Raw genomic sequence first — 17959 nt, forward strand, 5'->3', positions numbered from 1 at the left:
GCTTTCCTGAACATCAGTACAACTAGATTTAACTTATCCTTTCGGCATCCTAGTCTGAGGTCATCAACGCAACAGCTTCAAAACAACAACACTCATTATTTCGTGGGAGACGTGATGACAGCCTTCGACACCTCGGCAGCCGCCCAAGCAGGACTTAGCGCAGAACAGCTTGATGCCTATTGGATGCCTTACACGGCCAATCGGCAGTTCAAAAAGGATCCGCGCATCATCACCAAGGCCAAGGGTGCCTATTTCACGGACTCGCATGGTCGTCAGATCTTCGACGGACTGTCGGGCCTTTGGACCTGCGGTGCTGGCCACTGTCGTCCTGAAATTGCCGAGGCGGTCTCTCAGCAATTGCACCAGCTCGATTACGCGCCCTCCTTCCAGTACGGGCACCCCAAAGCCTTTGAGCTAGCGCATCGCTTGAAAGAACTGACGCCAGAAGGATTGGATCATGTCTTCTTCACCGGCTCCGGCTCTGAAAGTGCCGATACGTCGCTCAAGATCGCCCGCGCTTACTGGCGCAAGAAAGGCAAGGCAACCAAGACCAAGCTGATCGGCCGTAGCAAGGGCTACCATGGCGTCAACTTTGGTGGCTTCAGCGTTGGCGGTATCGGTGCCAATCGCACGCTCTATGGCCAAGGCGTCGATGCTGATCACCTTCCGCACACACTGCTCAAGGAAAACGTCTTTACCCGCGGCATGCCTCAGACCGGTGCCGAACGCGCCGATGAGCTGTTAGAGCTGATCGCATTGCACGATGCATCCAACATTGCCGCCGTCATCGTCGAACCCATGGCCGGGTCCGCGGGCGTGTTGCCGCCACCGGTAGGCTATCTCAAGCGTCTGCGCGAGCTGTGTGATCAACATGAAATTCTGCTGATCTTCGATGAGGTCATCACTGGATTCGGCCGGATGGGCTCCATGACCGGCGCGGAAGAATTCGGTGTGACGCCGGATATCATGAACGTCGCCAAGCAGATCACCAATGGTGCAGTGCCAATGGGCGCGGTCATCGTCAAGAGCGATATCTATCAGACCTTCATGGATACCGGTGGCCCTGACTACATGATGGAACTGCCTCACGGTTACACCTATTCCGGCCATCCTGTCGCGTGCGCCGCAGCGCTAGCCTCGCTCGATATTCTCGAGAATGACCAGCTCATCTCGCGCGTGCGTGAACTGAGCCCGGTGTTCGAGCAGAAGCTGCACGAACTCAAGGGCACACGCTATATCAGCGACATACGCAATTACGGTCTGGCAGGCGCTCTACAGGTCGAAGCCTATCCCGGCGAACCGGCACGCCGACCTTATGAGATTGCGATGCACTGCTGGAAAGCCGGTTTCTATGTACGTTACGGCGGCGATACCATCCAACTGGGGCTGCCTTTCATTACGGAACACGATGAGCTCGATCGATTGATCAATGCACTCGGCGATGCCTTTGCAGCACAGGACTGAGCCATCTTTCTCACTCGTTCATCGATTCCGAACACTCATCGCCACTGCCTATTGACTTATTGGAGTTAACAATGAAAACGCTCGGTCACCTCATCAACGGCAATATCGATCACAGCGAAGGTCGCACCCAGGATATCTTCAACCCTTCTACCGGTGAGGTCGGCGGTCAGGTTCGCCTGGCCAGCAAGTCAACCGTTGAAGAAGCCATCGCTGCCGCCGAAGCCGCCTTCCCGGCCTGGCGCAATACTCCACCCATCAAGCGCGCGCGCGTGATGTTCCGCTTCAAGCAGCTGCTGGAAGAACACGCCGATGAGATCGCCCGTCTAATCGGGCAGGAGCACGGCAAGATCTGTCACGATGCGTTGGGCGAGCTGCAGCGCGGCATCGAGAATGTCGAATATGCCTGCGGCGCGCCGGAACTGCTAAAGGGCGAGCACAGCCGCAATACGGGGCCGGGCATCGACTCCTGGAGTGAATTCCAGCCGCTGGGCGTCGTTGCCGGTATCACCCCCTTCAACTTCCCCGCCATGGTGCCGTTGTGGATGTACCCGATGGCCATCGCCTGCGGTAACACCTTCATCCTCAAGCCGTCCGAGCGTGATCCGACCTCAACGTTATTTATTGCCGAACTGCTGATGGAAGCGGGCCTGCCGGCAGGCGTCATGAACGTGGTCAATGGCGATAAAGAAGCCGTCGACACCTTGCTGGATGACCCACGCGTTCAGGCCGTCAGCTTCGTTGGCTCCACGCCGATTGCCGAGTATATCTATAGTCGTGCCGCCGCTAACGGCAAGCGTTGCCAGGCACTGGGTGGGGCCAAGAACCACGCGATCATCATGCCTGATGCTGACATGGAATATGTCGCCAACTCGCTGAACGGTGCCGCCTTCGGTTCCTCCGGTGAGCGCTGCATGGCGCTGTCTGTCGCCGTCGCTGTCGGTGACGACGCTGCCGACAAGCTGATCGCTCAGATGAAGCAGCAGATGGAAAGCCTCAAGGTCGGCATTTACAGCAACAAGGACAACGACTTCGGCCCGCTGATCACCGCCGCGCATCGTGACAAGGTGGTGGGGTTCATCGACAGCGCCGAGCAACAAGGTGCGAAGGTCGTCGTCGATGGTCGCAATCCGCAGATCGATGGCGGCGAGAATGGCTTCTTTGTCGGCGGTACCTTGATCGATGGCGTCACCACCGAGATGACCTGCTATCAGGAAGAGATCTTCGGACCAGTACTGCTGGTGGTGCGTGCCGACACGATGGAGGCAGCCATGAAACTGATCAATGATCACGAATACGGCAACGGCACCTGCATCTATACCCGTGATGGCGAAGCCGCCCGCTATTTCAGTGATCACATCCAGGTCGGCATGGTCGGTATCAACGTGCCGCTGCCGGTACCGGTCGCCTATCACAGCTTCGGTGGCTGGAAGCGCTCGCTGTTCGGCGATCTGTCCGCCTACGGTCCAGATGCCGTTCGCTTCTACACCCGTCGCAAGACCATCACTCAGCGCTGGCCATCGGCGGGTCTGCGTGAAGGTGCTCAGTTCGCCTTCCCTGCCTGATTCGTCAGCCCTCATCAAGCAAGTCGTTGTAACAACCAACGCCGGATAGCCTCGCTATCCGGCGTTTCCATGGCGCGAGGAAATCACTTTACGCAAAAGCCTATAGATAAGCCCCGCAGAGCGCGCGCTTCAGATAAGCCCTTGGCCCTTGCAGTCCTCGAAAAAGACACCACATCACAATGACGAGCACGCAACGAAGCCACGTAATCTCAAACAGCGTCCGTCACCGCTAAAGGAGTCGACATGATCTGGGTAGTCGCCACTGTTACCGCCAAGCAAGGCCACGGTAAAGATGTCTTCAATGAACTTTGCGCCGTCGCGCCCACAGTGCGGGAGGAAGACGGCTGCCATGCCTATCATCCCTGCCTGGATTCCGAGCGTGTCGCCAGCAAGGACAACGAAGCGCGGCCTGACACCATCACCGTGGTGGAAGCCTGGGAGTCCCACGATGCTCTGCAAGCTCACCGCGAGACCGAGCATATGCAGCGCTTTCGTGACAATGCCGGTGAATGGATCACCGATGGTGATATTCGGATCTTGAGCCCCGCTGGGTAACAGTCAGATAACCTTAGTGAAAACAAGTGAAAGCTCGAGGCCTCCATAAACTGGAGGCTGGACTTTCTCTTCATGGGGTATCGCTCAGCAACTTCCAATAGCAGTTTTTATCGCCGTTCACCATTGGACACAAGTGCATCGTTCAAGGTCTGCGTCTCATTAATGTGTAGCGCTCGTGTGGACCAGCTGTCGCCTGCGAGCGCCTAAGCACCAATACTGCATCTATATACAGTGTCGGTAGGAGACCCCATCCAAGATCGCATCTGCCGCTCAGCCATCCCGCGCATCGCTGGCTCGCCCTCACCCGGCACCTGAGCCCTGTGCACTGCCACGCCCCTACTGCTCGGGCCAGCGAGGCACCAACACAAACACCAATGACTTAATACGGCAGTACTTTCCCAAGGGAACGGACTTCCGGCAGGTCAGCAATGTAGAACTACGTAAAGTGGTCGAGAAACTAAATGACCTCCCCCGAAAACGCCTCGGCTATCCGACACCGGCCCAAATATTCTTGGGAGAGTATTCAGGAGCCTTGGGTACCGCAGGTGCTGCACTTGTTGTTTGAATCCAGGTATTAAAAGCATTGCAATAAGAAACAACCGTCACCCATAAACTTTATGATCACTATTATTCAATGATGAATGCCATCAATTCCGTAATGACACGCACCACCTGAGTAGATTGTTGCACCCACAGCAAAGGTGTTTTACACCCGTTCCGCTTTATCCTTTCGTCGATAGCCTACATGCTGCGCTCCATTGATAGATAACCCCTGCTTTCGGAGCACGCGACATGAACATCCTGCTGATCAACGGCGGTAAAGCCTACGCCCATTCCAATGGCGAGCTGAACGCGACGCTGCATGAACTGGCGCGCGGTGAGTTGGCGGAGCTGGGACACACCGTCAAGGAAACCGTCATCGAACAAGGCTTCGAGGCCAAGGAGGAAGTCGAGAAGCAACTGTGGGCTGATCTCATCATCTATCAAACGCCTGGCTGGTGGATGGGGCTGCCGTGGACGGTGAAGAAATATCTCGATGACATCCTGACTGAGGGGCATGGCTCGCTATATGCCAGCGATGGCCGCCACCGTACCGCACCGACCCAGGGCTACGGCACTGGCGGCTTGATGCAGGGCCGCCAATACATGCTGTCACTGACCTGGAACGCGCCGATTGAAGCCTTTGATGAAACAGACAACTTCTTCGAGGGCAAGGGCATCGATGGCGTCTACTTCCCGGTGCACAAGGCGATGGAGTTCCTCGGCTTGACGGCCCTGCCGACTTACCTGGCCAACGACGTGATCAAGAATCCGGATCTTGCCGCCTATACCCAGACATATCGTGATCATCTACGTGAGCATGTGGGTCACGCATAAGCTGAGCATTCCTGAGTGACCCTCGTGACATCACACGCAAAAGGCTGCCAATCGGCAGCCTTTTGCGTGGTCCAACGTCTGCTCTGACTATTGCTCTTGAGATGACTGACCTAATGCACCGTTCTGGCGTGATACCAAGGAGACATGATCCAGAAACAGACGAAACATCTGTGCCTGACTGGAAACAGCCAGACGCTGGTAGATATGTTTGCGATGGACCTTCACGGTTCCATCGCTGATCGATAATTCACTCGCAGCAGATTTGGTCGAGTGACCCGCCAGCAGTAGCTTGACGATATCCTGCTCGCGCTGAGTCAGCAGCCCATCGCCGAAGCTGTCAAAAGCCGCCTCCACGGGTTCGTGTTGCTCAAGGCGGTCCACGAAACTCGCCCCCTGCCACTTCCAGTATTCGCGGGCGAGCGGTTCGATGATGGGTTGCAGATTCTTGAGTGCCAGCAATGATTTTCGTGTCAGTGGCAACGAGATCTCATGCAATCCCAGTGAAAATACCATCACGATATTCTCGGGCAAGATCACGAAGATACCAATCTCATCCTTGAGTCCCAGCGCTCCATAATAATGCTTGTAGTACTCACTTTCTTCGAAGCAATCCGGTGCCAGTTCATTCAACCGATAGACGCCGGGCCGACACTCTTGCTGGGTTGATGTGTAGAAAGGATCCAGAATATAAGCATCGCCAATATAACGCTCGACACCTTGCTGGCGGCGCTCCGAGGGATAGTTATCGTAGATCAGGATTGGCGCACACCCTTGCTTGTAGGTGCTGACCAGTATCGTGTCAAAGTGCAGAATATCGTGGAAGACATCCTGTAATAGTCGGGGAAAATCAGCTGTGGGAGCCGATGTCATCAGCTTCGCAAGAACGCAATGCCAGCCCGATATTCCTGGAGAGCATAACAACTCTTTGTGAATCATGAGCCGACCCTAGTAACGTTTTTCCGACATCCTAGCATAGCCAATGAAAGGGGATCGGTACCATCACGACTGGCAAGCTGCTCATGTTACTTGGCATGAGGAGGATGAAAACGGGGCAGACACATACCTGCCCCGTACTTTTCCGCTCTTCATTGACTCTCTCGGCGTGACTCTCCCTTCATTCCGCCATAACACGGCTTGGCGAGATCAGTGGATCGCTAACCAGATGGACTTCGTCTCGGTGTACTCCCCAAGCGTCTGCAGTGATTTATCGCGTCCATTGCCGGATTGCTTCACACCGCCAAAGGGCATCGTCATATCCGGACCCGCCCAGTTGTTGATGTAGACCTGTCCTGATTGAAGTCGGCGCGCGACCCGGATGACACGATTGACGTCCTGACTCCAGAGTCCTGCCGCCAGCCCGTAGTCTGAATCGTTGGCGAGCGCGATTGCTTCTTCCTCATCATCAAAGCCCATCACTGCCAACACCGGGCCGAAGATTTCCTCAGTGGCAATCGCCATGTCAGGCGTCACATCATTGAAGACGGTAGGAGGAATGAACAGGCCATCGGGAAGGTCACTGGATTGAGCTTCTATCGTTTCCCGATGTGCGCCCTGCTGCGCGCCAAGCTCAATATAACCGGCAATCTTGTCATACTGTTCCTGATCGACAATCGCGCCCATGAAGCTTTGCGGATCCAGTGGATCGCCCGGCTGCATGCTCTTGGCAGCCTCGCACAGCGCTCGCACGAAAGGCTCGCGAATACGGTTATGTACCAGCAGGCGTGAGCCAGCGATACACACCTCGCCTTGATTATGGAAAATGGCGGCCGCTGCCTGATGCGCCACCGACGGGAGATCGGCGCAGTCTTCGAAGACGATGTTAGGATTCTTGCCGCCGCATTCCAGGAACGTACGCTTCAGGTTCGATTGACCCGCATATTGCGTCAGCAACTTGCCAACCTGGGTCGAACCTGTGAAGGCAATGGCATCGACCTGCATCGAGAGTGCCAGAGCCTTGCCGACATCCGCGCCGAAGCCCGGCAGTACCTGGAAGACTCCCTTGGGGATTGCCGTCTCTGCCACCAGCTGCGCGAGTCGCAGCGCCGAGAGTGAAGATTTCTCGGAAGGCTTGAGAATGACACTGTTGCCAGTGGCCAGCGCTGGGGCGATCTTCCAGATCGTCATCATCAGCGGGAAGTTCCACGGCACGATCGACACCACCACGCCAAGCGGCTCACGCACGATCAAGCCAAGCGCGTCGTCTCCTGTCGGCGCGACCTGACCGTAGAGCTTGTCGAGAGACTCGGCGGTATAGCGCAGGCACTCGATGGCAGACGCCACATCCCCCAACGCGCTGCCGATGGGCTTGCCCATGTCGAGCGTGTCGAGCAGTGCCAGCTCCTGCTGATGTTCGGCGATCAGATCCGCCAGCGCCAGCAAAGTACGCTTGCGTGCCGCGGGTGCCAACCGCGACCAGTCGCCACTCTCGAAGGCGGCTCTGGCATGTGCCACGGCGGTCTCGGCCTCGACAGCGCCGCAACAGACGATATTGGCCAGCGTGTTGCCTGTGGCGGGATTGAACGAGGCAAAGGTCTCGCCACTGGCGGCAGGGACGAACTCGCCATTGAGATAGGCGCGCGTTTCAAAGGACAGCTGGCTGGCACGTTGCTGCCACTGGGCATGGGTGATGGACGGTGTGATGGACGGTACGACGGACATGACAGGACTCCAAAGCATGACTGGGACGAGAGTGCGTGAGAACGGGATGGCGGAGGCGATGAATCAGCGATCCGCCCGCGCCAACATGGATTCCAGCAGTACCTGACAGCCGAGCGCACAGTCTTCAGGCGAGGCATATTCCGCTTCGTTGTGGCTTATGCCGTCGAGACACGGCACGAAGATCATCGTCGTGGGGGCCACACGGGAGACATAGACAGCATCATGCCCGGCACCGCTCATCATCTCTCGTGAGGGGGCCTTCTGACGGGCAACGGCCTGCCTGACGATCTCGATGCATGCCTCGTCAAAGTCGACCACTTCCGACTTCCAGATCCGCTCCTGGGTCACACTGACGCCATAGTCCTCGGACACCTGCTCCAGCATCGACGTGAACATGACTTCCAGCGCCTCGAGCTTGGCCTCCTCCACGTGACGAAGGTCCACCGTCATGCTGACCTCCCCCGGGATGACATTGCGTGAGGCCGAGGGAATGTTCAGGGTGCCAACCGTCACGCGGGCATTGCCCGTCGGGTCTGATTGCACATGCTGGTGAATCTGATCCATCAGGCGTGCAGCCGCCATCATGGCATCACGGCGATAGCGCATCGGAGTGGGGCCTGCATGCGCGGCTACGCCAGATAGCGTGACGTCAAACCAGCGAATTCCCTGTACACCAGTGACGATGCCCAGCGACTTTTCCTCCTGCTCCAACACAGGCCCTTGCTCGATATGAAGCTCGAAGTAGCTATCCAGCATCGGGCCTGTCTTGAAGCCTTTGGTACATAACCCTGTCTGTGCCAACGCTTCACCATAGGTGATGCCATCGTTGTCTTCGCGCGCCAGTGTATAAGCCGGCTCAAAGACACCAGCATAGGTACCGGAGGCGACCATCGCCGGAGAGAATCGACTGCCTTCTTCATTGCCCCAGACGATCAATTCCAGTGGGCGACGCGTGACGATGCCCTCTGTATCCAGTGTCCTGAAGACCTCCAATCCCGCCAGCACGCCGAGAATGCCATCGAAACGGCCGCCCTTGGGCTGAGTATCCAGGTGACTTCCCGTCGACACCGGATCAAGCGCCGGTTCCCGCCCTTGACGACGGATGAAGATGTTGCCGACATCATCAACGCGCGTTTCGCAGCCGAGTTGTTCACACCACTCCATCAGCAAGCGTCGGCCCTGAGTATCTTCCTCGCTGAACGCCAGACGGCAGGAACCACCTTTTGACGTAGCGCCTATCTCGGCCATAGCCATCAGGCTCTCCCAGAGACGCTGCTGATCGATCCTGAGCTGCTGGGTACCTTGCGTGACTGCCTGCATTCTTTCGCCCTCTTGTTGTTGTGACCATATCGCTATGACCGTATCGCCATGGCCGCGTCGTCATTACCGAGTTTTCGCCCCGTCATGGCCAACGTTCGCTCTGACCGGGCCAGCATTCCATGGTTGGAATTGCCTGGCTGGCATGCAGACACCTTAGAAATTCATGCATCGACAGCGAAATACCCCCATTGGGATATACCGGGCCACCAGTTGAACTGGATAGGCTGGAGCAAGTGAAGAATCACGGACGTGCTGACGGACTAACAGCATGGTTGCCAGACACTTCAAACATGACCAACAACAAGAGTAAAAGCCGATGAATACCCAATCTCTGAAACACGCCTCCAACGTAGATGACAGCAATACCGACTCACAGGCACACGCGGTCTGGGAAAAGGACAAGAATCACTTCATCCATCCTTTCACCGACTTCTCAACCTTCCATCAACAAGGCTGCGACATCATCAGTGACAGTGACGGCATCTACGTTTCTGATATCAAGGGCAATCGTTTCATCGATGGAATTGCAGGACTGTGGTGCGTGAATGTGGGGCATGGTCGCAAGGAAATCGGGGATGCCATGGCCGAACAAGCCACGCGCATGGCGTATTTCTCAACCTTCAATAACCTGACCAATATTCCAGCGGCAGAACTGTCCGCAAAGCTTGCCAGTCTGGCACCAGCGCACCTCAATCACATCTTCTATACCTGTGGTGGCTCAACAGCCAATGATGTCGCCGTTCGCCTGGTTCATTACTACTTCAACCGTATTGGAAAGCCAGAAAAGAAGAAGATCATCTCGCGCAAGAATGCCTACCATGGCACCACCTACATGGCCGCCACACTTACGGGTATCGAAAGCAACAACTGGATGTTCGATACACTGGATTCCCATGTGAGCTACTTGAGCGAAGCGAACTGCTATCGTCGCCCTGCAGGCATGAGTGAAGCCGCCTATTGCGATCACCTTGTCGGCGAGTTCGAAACAAGAATCACTGAATTGGGGGCTGACAATATTGCCGCCTTCATCATGGAACCCATCATGGGTGCCGGTGGTGTCCTCGTGGCACCCGAGGGCTATCACACCCGTATGCAGGCGCTCTGTCGCCAGAATGACATCCTGCTGATCGTTGATGAGGTCGTAACGGCCTTCGGACGTCTCGGCCACTTCTTCAGCAGTGAAAAGGTCTTCGGCCTGACACCCGACATCATCACCTGCGCGAAGGGTCTTTCCTCCGGTTACGTCCCATTGGGGGCCGCACTCATCTCGGATTCCCTCTATGAAGTATTGGGAACTCCCCAAGGCAAGGGTGGCGTACTGAGCACCGGTTTCACCTATTCAGGGCATCCCGTCAGCTGCGCTGCAGCGCTCAAGAATATCGAGATCATGGAAAGAGAGGCGCTATGCGAGAACATCCAGCGCGTCGGCCCCTATCTCGAGACTCAGTTGAAAACCCTCAAGCATCACGCTACCGTTGGCGATGTTCGCGGCAGTAACTTCATGATGTGCTTGGAAAATGTGGCGAACAAGGAAACAGGTGAACTCTTGCCGCTGGAAGCACGCGTAGGTGATCGCGTCGCGGAAGAAGCCCAGCAAAGAGGCCTGATCATTCGCCCTGTCGGGCACCTCAACATTATCTCTCCTCCCCTTATCTGGGACGAAGCTATCATCGACAACGTCGTGGCCATCCTCGATGCCTCTTTCTCTGCGGTCACCGAGTCACTCAAGAAAGACGGCTTCATGTAACCCGTTCGCGACATGGACTGAAGTGACGAGCAGACATCACAGACATCTTTGTTCCCCGCAATAATTACCGCTGGCGATCTGTAGCCCCTTCTGTCAGCGGTAATGTCCGCCTCACATCGATGTTAAAAACTATAATGATAAAAGGTATGACATGGATAATTTTGGATATCTGAGTCTGGTACCTACCGGTATCGTGCTCATCATGGCGCTTATCACGCGCAGAACGATTGAATCTCTCATGACAGGGGCCATCGTCGGGTTACTGATGATTGACCCCTACAATGCCATCTCCGATGGCGCAGATACCATGCTGACAGTCCTGGCAAATGATACGGTCACCTGGATCATCCTCGTGTGCGGACTGTTTGGCAGTTTCATCGCCCTGCTGGTGAAAACAGGGGGTGTACTCAGCTTTGGCGCCGCCCTCGGCAACCGCATTCGCACCAAGAATCAAAGCCTGCTCGCGACCTGGTTATTGGGACTGGTGATTTTCGTCGATGATTACCTGAATGCCCTGACCATCAGTGCTTCGATGAAAAAGATCACCGATAAATTCAACATCTCGCGGGAAAAACTGGCCTACATCGTCGACTCGACTGCCGCTCCCGTCTGCGTACTGGTGCCCTTCTCGACCTGGGCCGTATTCTTCTCAGGCCTACTGGAAGAGAACGGCATCAAGGGCGCCGGCCTTTCGATGTACATTGATGCGATTCCTTACATGTTTTATGCCTGGGTCGCCGCTGCCATTGTGCCGATGGTCGCCATGGGCTGGATTCCCAACATCGGCCCCATGAAAGCTGCAGAACTCCGCGCTGCCGGAGGCCAGACCATCCCGGATGACTCCACCGATACCACATTGGAAGTCGAAGATGGCGGCAGAACACCCCCGCATCTGCTCAACTTCCTGATTCCGATGTGCTCGCTGGTCTTCTTCACCTGGTACTTTGATACCGACATCCTGCGTGGCGTAATCGTGGCACTGTTGATCCTGATCGTGATGATCTTTTCTCAGCGCCTGATCAGCTTCAACGAAACGTTCGATACGGCACTGGAAGGCTTCAAATCGATGCTGCTGCCACTGGGGACGTTGGTGGCCGGTTTCTTCCTCAAGGAAGTCAATGACACCCTGGGGCTAACCACCTTCGTCATCACTCATGTGCAACCGATCATGACACCGCATCTGCTACCGATGATCATCTTCCTGACCATGGCATTTCTCGCATTTGCCACGGCATCCTTCTGGGGGCTGTTCGCAGTTGCCATGCCTATCGTATTGCCGCTCGCCATGAGCATGGACGCCAACATGCCGCTGGTCGTCGGGGCGCTGATTTCGGCAAGTGCCTTCGGTAGTCACGCCTGTTTCTATGGTGACTCTACGGTACTCTCGGCACAGGGAAGCGGCTGTTCGCCCATGTCTCATGCCTTGACCCAACTACCCTATGTGCTGATCGCGGCCTCGATTTCCGCCCTTATCTTCCTTGCCGCCGGCTACCTGTGAGATGAAAATCATGTCCAGTCCCTCGCCCTCCCATTCGTCAGACGTTTTCAGCCCTGAATCACCGGCCGCCAAGGGCTTTTTCATGCCTGCCGAGTACGCGCCGCATGATGCCTGCTGGATGCTGTGGCCTCAGCGCCCGGATACCTGGCGCTATGGTGCCAAGCCCGCTCAACAGGCATTCGTGGACGTGGCAACGGCCATTGCGACCAGTGAAACGGTAATCGTCGGCGTCAATGACGAACAGTACGAGAATGCGCGCAATGAACTGCCCGACCATGTACGCGTGGTCGAGATATCCAGCAATGATGCCTGGATGCGCGATGTGGGGCCGACCTTCCTGACGCATCTCGATGGCCGCATTGCCATGATTGATTGGGAATTCAATGCCTGGGGCGGTCTGAATGGCGGATTGTATTTCCCGTGGGACAAGGACCGCAGAATTCGCACCAAGATCTCGCAGATGCTGGATATCCCGCGCTTTGACGCCTCGATCATGCTGGAAGGGGGTGCCATTCATGTCGATGGCGAAGGCACCCTGATCACGACAGAGGAGTGTCTACTCAACGCCAACCGCAACCCTGACCTCAGCCGCGAGCAAATCGAACAGATCCTCAAGGATCATCTCGGTGTCACAACCATCATCTGGCTACCCAATGGCTGCCATCTGGATGAGACCGACGGGCACGTGGACAACCTGTGCTGCTTCGTCGGGCCAGCGGAAGTCGCCCTCAATTGGAGTGACGACCCTCAAGATCCGCAGCACGCGATTTCCAAGGCTGCACTTGAGGTTCTCGAATCTGCCACCGATGCCAAGGGACGCGCCTTCAAGGTTCATCTGCTGCCACAGCCAGGCCCGCTGCATATCCAGGAAGATGAGGCCAATGGACTGGATCGCCTTGGTAGCTCTCACCCGAGACGTCCCGGCGATCGCATGGCGGGGTCTTACGTGAATTTCTACATCGCCAACAATGCCATCGTGATGCCATTGCTTGATCCGGCACTGGATGACACCGCCCGTGAGAAGCTGCAAGCCATCTTCCCGACTCGCACCATTCTTGGCGTCAATGCACGCGAGATTCTGCTGGGTGGCGGTAACATCCACTGCATTACTCAACAGCAGCCCAAACGCCTGACGACTATCGTTTGACGGCCACTGCTTGACCAACAAGCCACCTGAAACACGAAAGCCCGCTACCGGCCATTGTTTGGCAACCGGTAGCGGGCTTTTTATGCACACACAGGTGTCGATGTCATACCACGGGACAAGAGGCTCATGCGGCTTGACGCTTATGTGGCAAGGCGGGCTGACATGCCAGGACTCGCTAGCATGACACGGCACTCAAGCTGGCAGGATCAAAAGCTCCAGCTGGCGACGTCTCATGCACTGGCCTCCTTGAGATTGTCCTCGCGCTTGCTGCTCGCACGAATCCAGATCCAATCAAGCGCCCCCATCACGATCAGCGAGAGTCCGACCAGTGGGTAGATGACACCGACGATCATCATCAAGCCCCAGACACCGGCGACCCGTCTGCGCTCCTTGGGAAGCGGCGGGATGCCAATCCCACCTGCCGGCCGGCGCTTCCACCACATCGCGCCAGCACCGACACTCATCAGCACCATGGCGGCACAGGCGACCACCAGTATCAGCTGATTGATCAAACCGTACTGTTGCCCCATATGGACATTGATGCCCCACTCAAGCGCTTGCCCTACCGGGCCATAATCGGCGTAGTGCATGTCGAGCAGGACATCACCGGAGTAACGGTCCATGTGCACGACCTGCTGCCGCTCCAGTTCATCCGGATAGACAGAGCCGGTGTAGACGCCCTGCGGAGTACCCGGCAGGTTGATGGCGTAACCTGCCGCCAGCCCTTCTCTTGCAAAGATGCTTTGCGCCTTGTCGAGCCCGATATCCGCCTGTGCAATCGCGGCGGCACTCAGTGAAGAAGTCGCTGCCACAGGAGCCTCTTTCGCTGCCGAGCCACCATGTCCCGCATGCTCACCCTCATCAGCGGCCGTGGGAGCAGAGGCTGCTGGCAATGAAGATAACGGGATAACGGCTTGCTCGAGCGACCAGGTCGTCAGCTCCTGATCGACCAGACGCATATCCGACATTGGCGTATTCACACGCACGCCATCGGGATAGCCATAGTTGTGACCATTGGCCAACTCGTTGACCTTGGCGCCCCACACCATCGACCACGGCATACCTGTCACCGCGAGAAATACGATAAAGCCCCCTGCGACGATGCCCGACACGGCATGAAGATCACGCCACCATAAACGACGTGCCGGTGTGGTACGCAGCGTGACGATGCCTCCTTTCTGACCACGCGGCCACCACAGATAGAGACCACTGAGCACCAGCAGAATGCTCCAGCCACCGGCAATTTCCACCGCAGCATTCCCGATCGGCCCAGTGATCGCCAGACTATGCAGGCGACGCACCATCCACATGATGGTGTCGCGATAGGCCATCTGTCCCTGCACGTCACCGGTATACGGGTTGACGTAGACCGCCTGCTTGCCACTGCCATCGGCAGGCACGATGTCCACTTCCGTGGTCAGGTCGTCTGCCGGAGAAGGTACGACACGCACTGCCTTGCCCGGCAGACTGGACAGCGCCTGAGTCACCTGCTCACTGAGCGGCAGGCTGACCGGTGCCTCACCTGATGCTTGCTGTACGACTGGCGTATTGACCTTCATCAGGTCGGAGTGAACGAACTGATCGATTCCATCGCGGAAAAGATACAGCCCTCCCGTCACGGAAAGCAGTACCAGAAATGGCAGCACCAGCAGGCCGGCATAGAAATGCCAGCGCCAGACGGCTCGATAGATATCACTAATTCCCCGCCCAGCGCGGCTAGCGGTTTCACTCTTTGTCGCTGTACTCATATACACATACCCATCAACAGGCGCCCCCACGCGCGATGGATCCATGGTCCATCGATCAACGCGAGGTCACCGAACATTTTCAGAGCCGTCGCAATGCAGCTCCTGAGAGTTCAGAACATGGCTGATAGGGAGGGAGGAGCACGCCCGGGTGGACGCAGATATGCACTGAAACCCAGTCGGGAAACCGGGCATGGGCGCGGAGCGGCGTCTCGCCCGAGAATGGCAAGCGCCAGTAGCAGTGCGACAGCGACCAATGCCAGGGTGAACGCTGCAATGCTGGCCAGCGGACAATCCGAGGCAGCTGAGCTGTGAGTAATCCGTGACTGTGAACCACTCTCACGTGCCGCGCGAGTGATCCAGTCGCTATCGACGCTGACCCAGCGACCTGTTCCAGCACTTTCAAAAACAGCGTGATCATTGACCATCACCACGCGTGGCGCAGCCAGCGGCATTAGCAGCATGGCTGCCAGTGCCAACAGCATCACGAAGACGACATGGCCGTTGGTCGCCGTCAGGCCGGCAAGCGCACGATGATAGCTGGGGTGCAGGCGACGAGAAGCATGCTGGCGAGAAGTGCTGAACATCATGACGCCCCCTCAGCCAGAGGGGCCGAGGACACATCCTTGAGCAGTAGCGCCAAGCGATCCGCCAGCTGAGCGGGCGTCTGGCTCAAAGGCAAGGTATCGCGCAAGCGTCCCTGATCATCCAGCACGAATATCGCCACGCTGTGGTCGACCATATAGGCGTCACGATGCCCCTGCATGTGCTGAGAGCTCTGAGGGCGAACGTGATACTGGATGCCAAGACGCTGAGTGAACTCGGCCAGACGCGAGTCACCCTCATCGGGCAATCGAACACCCGTGACAGGCAGGCTGAAAGCAGAGAGATACCGCGTCAACACGGGGAGCGTATCGCGTGCCGGGTCCAGCGTCAGAAACAGCGGATGAATGCGCTCACGCTTACTGCCATCAAGCGTTTGCCACACCATTTGCAGACGTGCCAGCGACAACGGACAGATATCCGGGCAATGCGTGAACCCCGGAACCAACAGGTTGAGATGCCCCACGGCGCCATTCGCCAGAGTATCCGGAGCCAGTGGCCCACGCGTCGAAGAAAGTACCAAGGTCGTCGGCCAGGCCTCACGCGGCTGATGTGAGGCATTGAGCCCCACCACCAATATGACCAGCACCAGGGCAAAGGCACTGAATCCCATAAGAGCCAGCTTGCGCAGCGACATGGAACCCCCGGTGAGAATATCGGTACAGCGTAGCGACAGCGCGCGACGCACTCCAGAGGGTACAGAGGACCTGACGGCTGATCACACGGCATTTCCACCCTCAAGGAAGTGAATGCTAGCGATTCAGATGGCGGAATCTGCTAATGCGACAAGTTGCCACATCTTCTTCACTACTCATGCCTGGCCATCGAATGGGATAGCGTCAGGCCATCGTTGCCATCGACAGATTCAAAGTGCGCAGTCGCAGTCCGGCAACGACACTATGGGCATCTCCTCCCGTACGCCATGAGGCTTCGTCATGATCCAGCGCCTATCCTTGCACCCCGCCATTCTCGAAGTCCGTAATCTCGAAGCGTCTTGCCGCTTCTTCAGCGAGGCGTTGGCCCTACCTCTACTGCTGCGAAGTTCCTCCAGCGCGACATTCGAGCTGAGCCACACACGCGATCACTACACCAGTGTATTGATGCTGCAAGACAGCGCTGAGCACCCCGACAGTCGCAAGCTGACACTGGAGATCGATCGCGATGATTTCGCTCACGTCAGTCAGACTCTCCAGGCATACGGCGGCCACTTGATGGAAAGCCATGGCAGCAGCTCACCCGGCTGTGCCTGGCAGGTGCTGGACTGCGTACTCCCTGACGGGCATCGCCTGCGCGTGGTCAGCATCAATCCGGAGCGCTGCGCGCCAATGATCAATAGAGGCGTACGCCTGACACCGTGAAGAGGCTCGTTCAGAAGATCAGCTCCTATCAGCGATGGATGATCAACGACAAACTCGCCATCCGCGCGTACCGAGGTGAAAGTGATCACGATGCGCCGCGTTGTAGTCAGGCCCCAGGACAGTGCCAAAGCTTTGGCAGGCGGCCTGCTGTATCGCCCTCAGGAAGCGCCCTTCCGCATCGTCTTCATTAGCCCAGTCAGCCAGAAGATTTATCTGACGCCCCTCTGCCAAGCGAAAACCCGCAACGTCCAGTGCATCCGCCGTGGCATGTTCACTACGTCGGGCATTTTCACGGCCGTAGATATTGCGACAGGCATAACTGCCAAGATGATCAACCTGCGTGACACGTTGACCCAGGAATGTCTGTGCAGTGGGCTGCAATCCATGTCGTTCGAAGAATAGCCAGCTGACCGCCAGCGGGCAGCTGGCTATGAAGGCGTTATTGAAGCGCACTGGGGCTATTTCATTACCGCCATTGTCATCGGCAACAGCTGCCACTCGCCAGTGATTGACCAGCTGACAGCCATTGGTGGCAGTGCGATCCGGCAGTGCCGTGACTCGCGACGATGCTTCGCGCAATAAAAAGTCACGACAGGCCTCAGGCTGGCGAGAAAGACGCGAGAGCTTCCAGCGCGCGACGACTCCCAGAGGCTGATCAAGGACAAGAGGTGTCCACGGAAGTTGGTATGCAGGCACCAATCCCGTCAACGAGATGATGTCACGCTGCACGGCAACCCCGCTGCCGATAGCAATCAGGCAGAGCAGTGTAATGATGCGTGATTTGCCTCTTTCATGCAGTCCTTTGCGCTTCAGCATGAACTCTCCTTGTGCTTGATCAGGCACGTTCGCCTCTCGCGTTAATCCACCAATACTCATGCCATATCAGCAACAGTGAAGTGAAACCGCAAGCGCTGTCGGCAAGCGC

The 17959-nt window shown here is 56.9% G+C and carries 15 protein-coding genes and 1 pseudogene; 9 read left to right on the forward strand and 7 right to left on the reverse strand.

What is annotated here, in order from left to right; all coding sequences use genetic code 11:
- Positions 1 to 114: 114 nt before the first annotated feature.
- From CFN46_RS09365 to CFN46_RS09385, 5 genes and pseudogenes are all read left to right on the forward strand, one after another.
- Positions 115 to 1464: an aspartate aminotransferase family protein gene (locus tag CFN46_RS09365; protein WP_088743339.1), complete on the forward strand. Its 1350-nt coding sequence runs from the start codon at positions 115 to 117 to the stop codon at positions 1462 to 1464.
- A gap of 71 nt (positions 1465 to 1535) precedes the next feature.
- Complete coding sequence (locus tag CFN46_RS09370; protein ID WP_088743340.1) at positions 1536 to 3026, forward strand: CoA-acylating methylmalonate-semialdehyde dehydrogenase; 1491 nt, start codon at positions 1536 to 1538, stop codon at positions 3024 to 3026.
- A gap of 243 nt (positions 3027 to 3269) precedes the next feature.
- Entirely contained in the window at positions 3270 to 3581 is a 312-nt protein-coding gene (locus tag CFN46_RS09375; protein WP_024952325.1) for a putative quinol monooxygenase, read from the forward strand.
- A 349-nt stretch (positions 3582 to 3930) separates the two neighbouring features.
- Positions 3931 to 4146: pseudogene (locus tag CFN46_RS17735) on the forward strand (transposase); the annotation flags it as partial.
- Positions 4147 to 4373: 227 nt separating this feature from the next.
- Complete coding sequence (locus CFN46_RS09385; RefSeq protein WP_024952328.1) at positions 4374 to 4958, forward strand: NAD(P)H-dependent oxidoreductase; 585 nt, start codon at positions 4374 to 4376, stop codon at positions 4956 to 4958.
- 87 nt (positions 4959 to 5045) lie between these two features.
- Here CFN46_RS09385 and CFN46_RS09390 read toward each other — a convergent pair whose 3' ends face one another.
- The 3 genes from CFN46_RS09390 to CFN46_RS09400 all read right to left on the reverse strand — a co-directional run bounded on the left by CFN46_RS09390 (position 5046) and on the right by CFN46_RS09400 (position 8936).
- Complete coding sequence (locus tag CFN46_RS09390) at positions 5046 to 5828, reverse strand: response regulator transcription factor (RefSeq protein WP_254918447.1); 783 nt, start codon at positions 5826 to 5828, stop codon at positions 5046 to 5048.
- Between the two features lie 273 nt (positions 5829 to 6101).
- The gene (locus CFN46_RS09395) at positions 6102 to 7616 is read right to left on the reverse strand and encodes an aldehyde dehydrogenase (RefSeq protein WP_088743342.1); all 1515 of its coding nucleotides are present in this window, start codon (positions 7614 to 7616) and stop codon (positions 6102 to 6104) included.
- Positions 7617 to 7679: 63 nt separating this feature from the next.
- The gene (locus tag CFN46_RS09400) at positions 7680 to 8936 is read right to left on the reverse strand and encodes a M20 family metallo-hydrolase (protein WP_088743343.1); all 1257 of its coding nucleotides are present in this window, start codon (positions 8934 to 8936) and stop codon (positions 7680 to 7682) included.
- Positions 8937 to 9252: 316 nt separating this feature from the next.
- Here CFN46_RS09400 and CFN46_RS09405 point away from each other — a divergent pair, with 316 nt between their 5' ends.
- The 3 genes from CFN46_RS09405 (at position 9253) to aguA (ending at position 13328) form a co-directional block, all read left to right on the forward strand.
- Complete coding sequence (locus CFN46_RS09405; protein ID WP_024952332.1) at positions 9253 to 10683, forward strand: aminotransferase; 1431 nt, start codon at positions 9253 to 9255, stop codon at positions 10681 to 10683.
- A gap of 151 nt (positions 10684 to 10834) precedes the next feature.
- Positions 10835 to 12181 carry a Na+/H+ antiporter NhaC family protein gene (locus CFN46_RS09410; RefSeq protein WP_024952333.1) on the forward strand — a complete coding sequence of 449 codons (1347 nt, stop codon included), beginning with the start codon at positions 10835 to 10837 and terminating at the stop codon, positions 12179 to 12181.
- 1 nt (position 12182) lies between these two features.
- Entirely contained in the window at positions 12183 to 13328 is a 1146-nt protein-coding gene (aguA, locus tag CFN46_RS09415) for an agmatine deiminase (protein WP_088743344.1), read from the forward strand.
- A 230-nt stretch (positions 13329 to 13558) separates the two neighbouring features.
- On the opposite strand, the gene CFN46_RS09420 is transcribed toward aguA, so the two are convergent.
- The 3 genes from CFN46_RS09420 to CFN46_RS09430 form a co-directional block, all read right to left on the reverse strand.
- Positions 13559 to 15076: a PepSY domain-containing protein gene (locus CFN46_RS09420; RefSeq protein ID WP_088743503.1), complete on the reverse strand. Its 1518-nt coding sequence runs from the start codon at positions 15074 to 15076 to the stop codon at positions 13559 to 13561.
- A 110-nt stretch (positions 15077 to 15186) separates the two neighbouring features.
- Entirely contained in the window at positions 15187 to 15663 is a 477-nt protein-coding gene (locus tag CFN46_RS09425) for a DUF2946 family protein (protein WP_024952336.1), read from the reverse strand.
- Positions 15660 to 16313 (reverse strand): SCO family protein, encoded by a 654-nt coding sequence (locus CFN46_RS09430; RefSeq protein WP_088743345.1) that lies wholly within the window; start codon positions 16311 to 16313, stop codon positions 15660 to 15662. Before CFN46_RS09430 ends, CFN46_RS09425 begins: the two co-directional genes overlap by 4 nt.
- Before the next feature lie 298 nt (positions 16314 to 16611).
- Here CFN46_RS09430 and CFN46_RS09435 point away from each other — a divergent pair, with 298 nt between their 5' ends.
- Positions 16612 to 17034 carry a hypothetical protein gene (locus CFN46_RS09435; RefSeq protein WP_088743346.1) on the forward strand — a complete coding sequence of 141 codons (423 nt, stop codon included), beginning with the start codon at positions 16612 to 16614 and terminating at the stop codon, positions 17032 to 17034.
- A 42-nt stretch (positions 17035 to 17076) separates the two neighbouring features.
- Here CFN46_RS09435 and CFN46_RS09440 read toward each other — a convergent pair whose 3' ends face one another.
- Entirely contained in the window at positions 17077 to 17850 is a 774-nt protein-coding gene (locus CFN46_RS09440; protein WP_088743347.1) for an extensin family protein, read from the reverse strand.
- Positions 17851 to 17959 lie beyond the last annotated feature (109 nt).

This window comes from Cobetia sp. QF-1 (assembly GCF_002213105.1).
In the GTDB taxonomy this organism is placed as follows: Bacteria; Pseudomonadota; Gammaproteobacteria; order Pseudomonadales; family Halomonadaceae; genus Cobetia; species Cobetia crustatorum.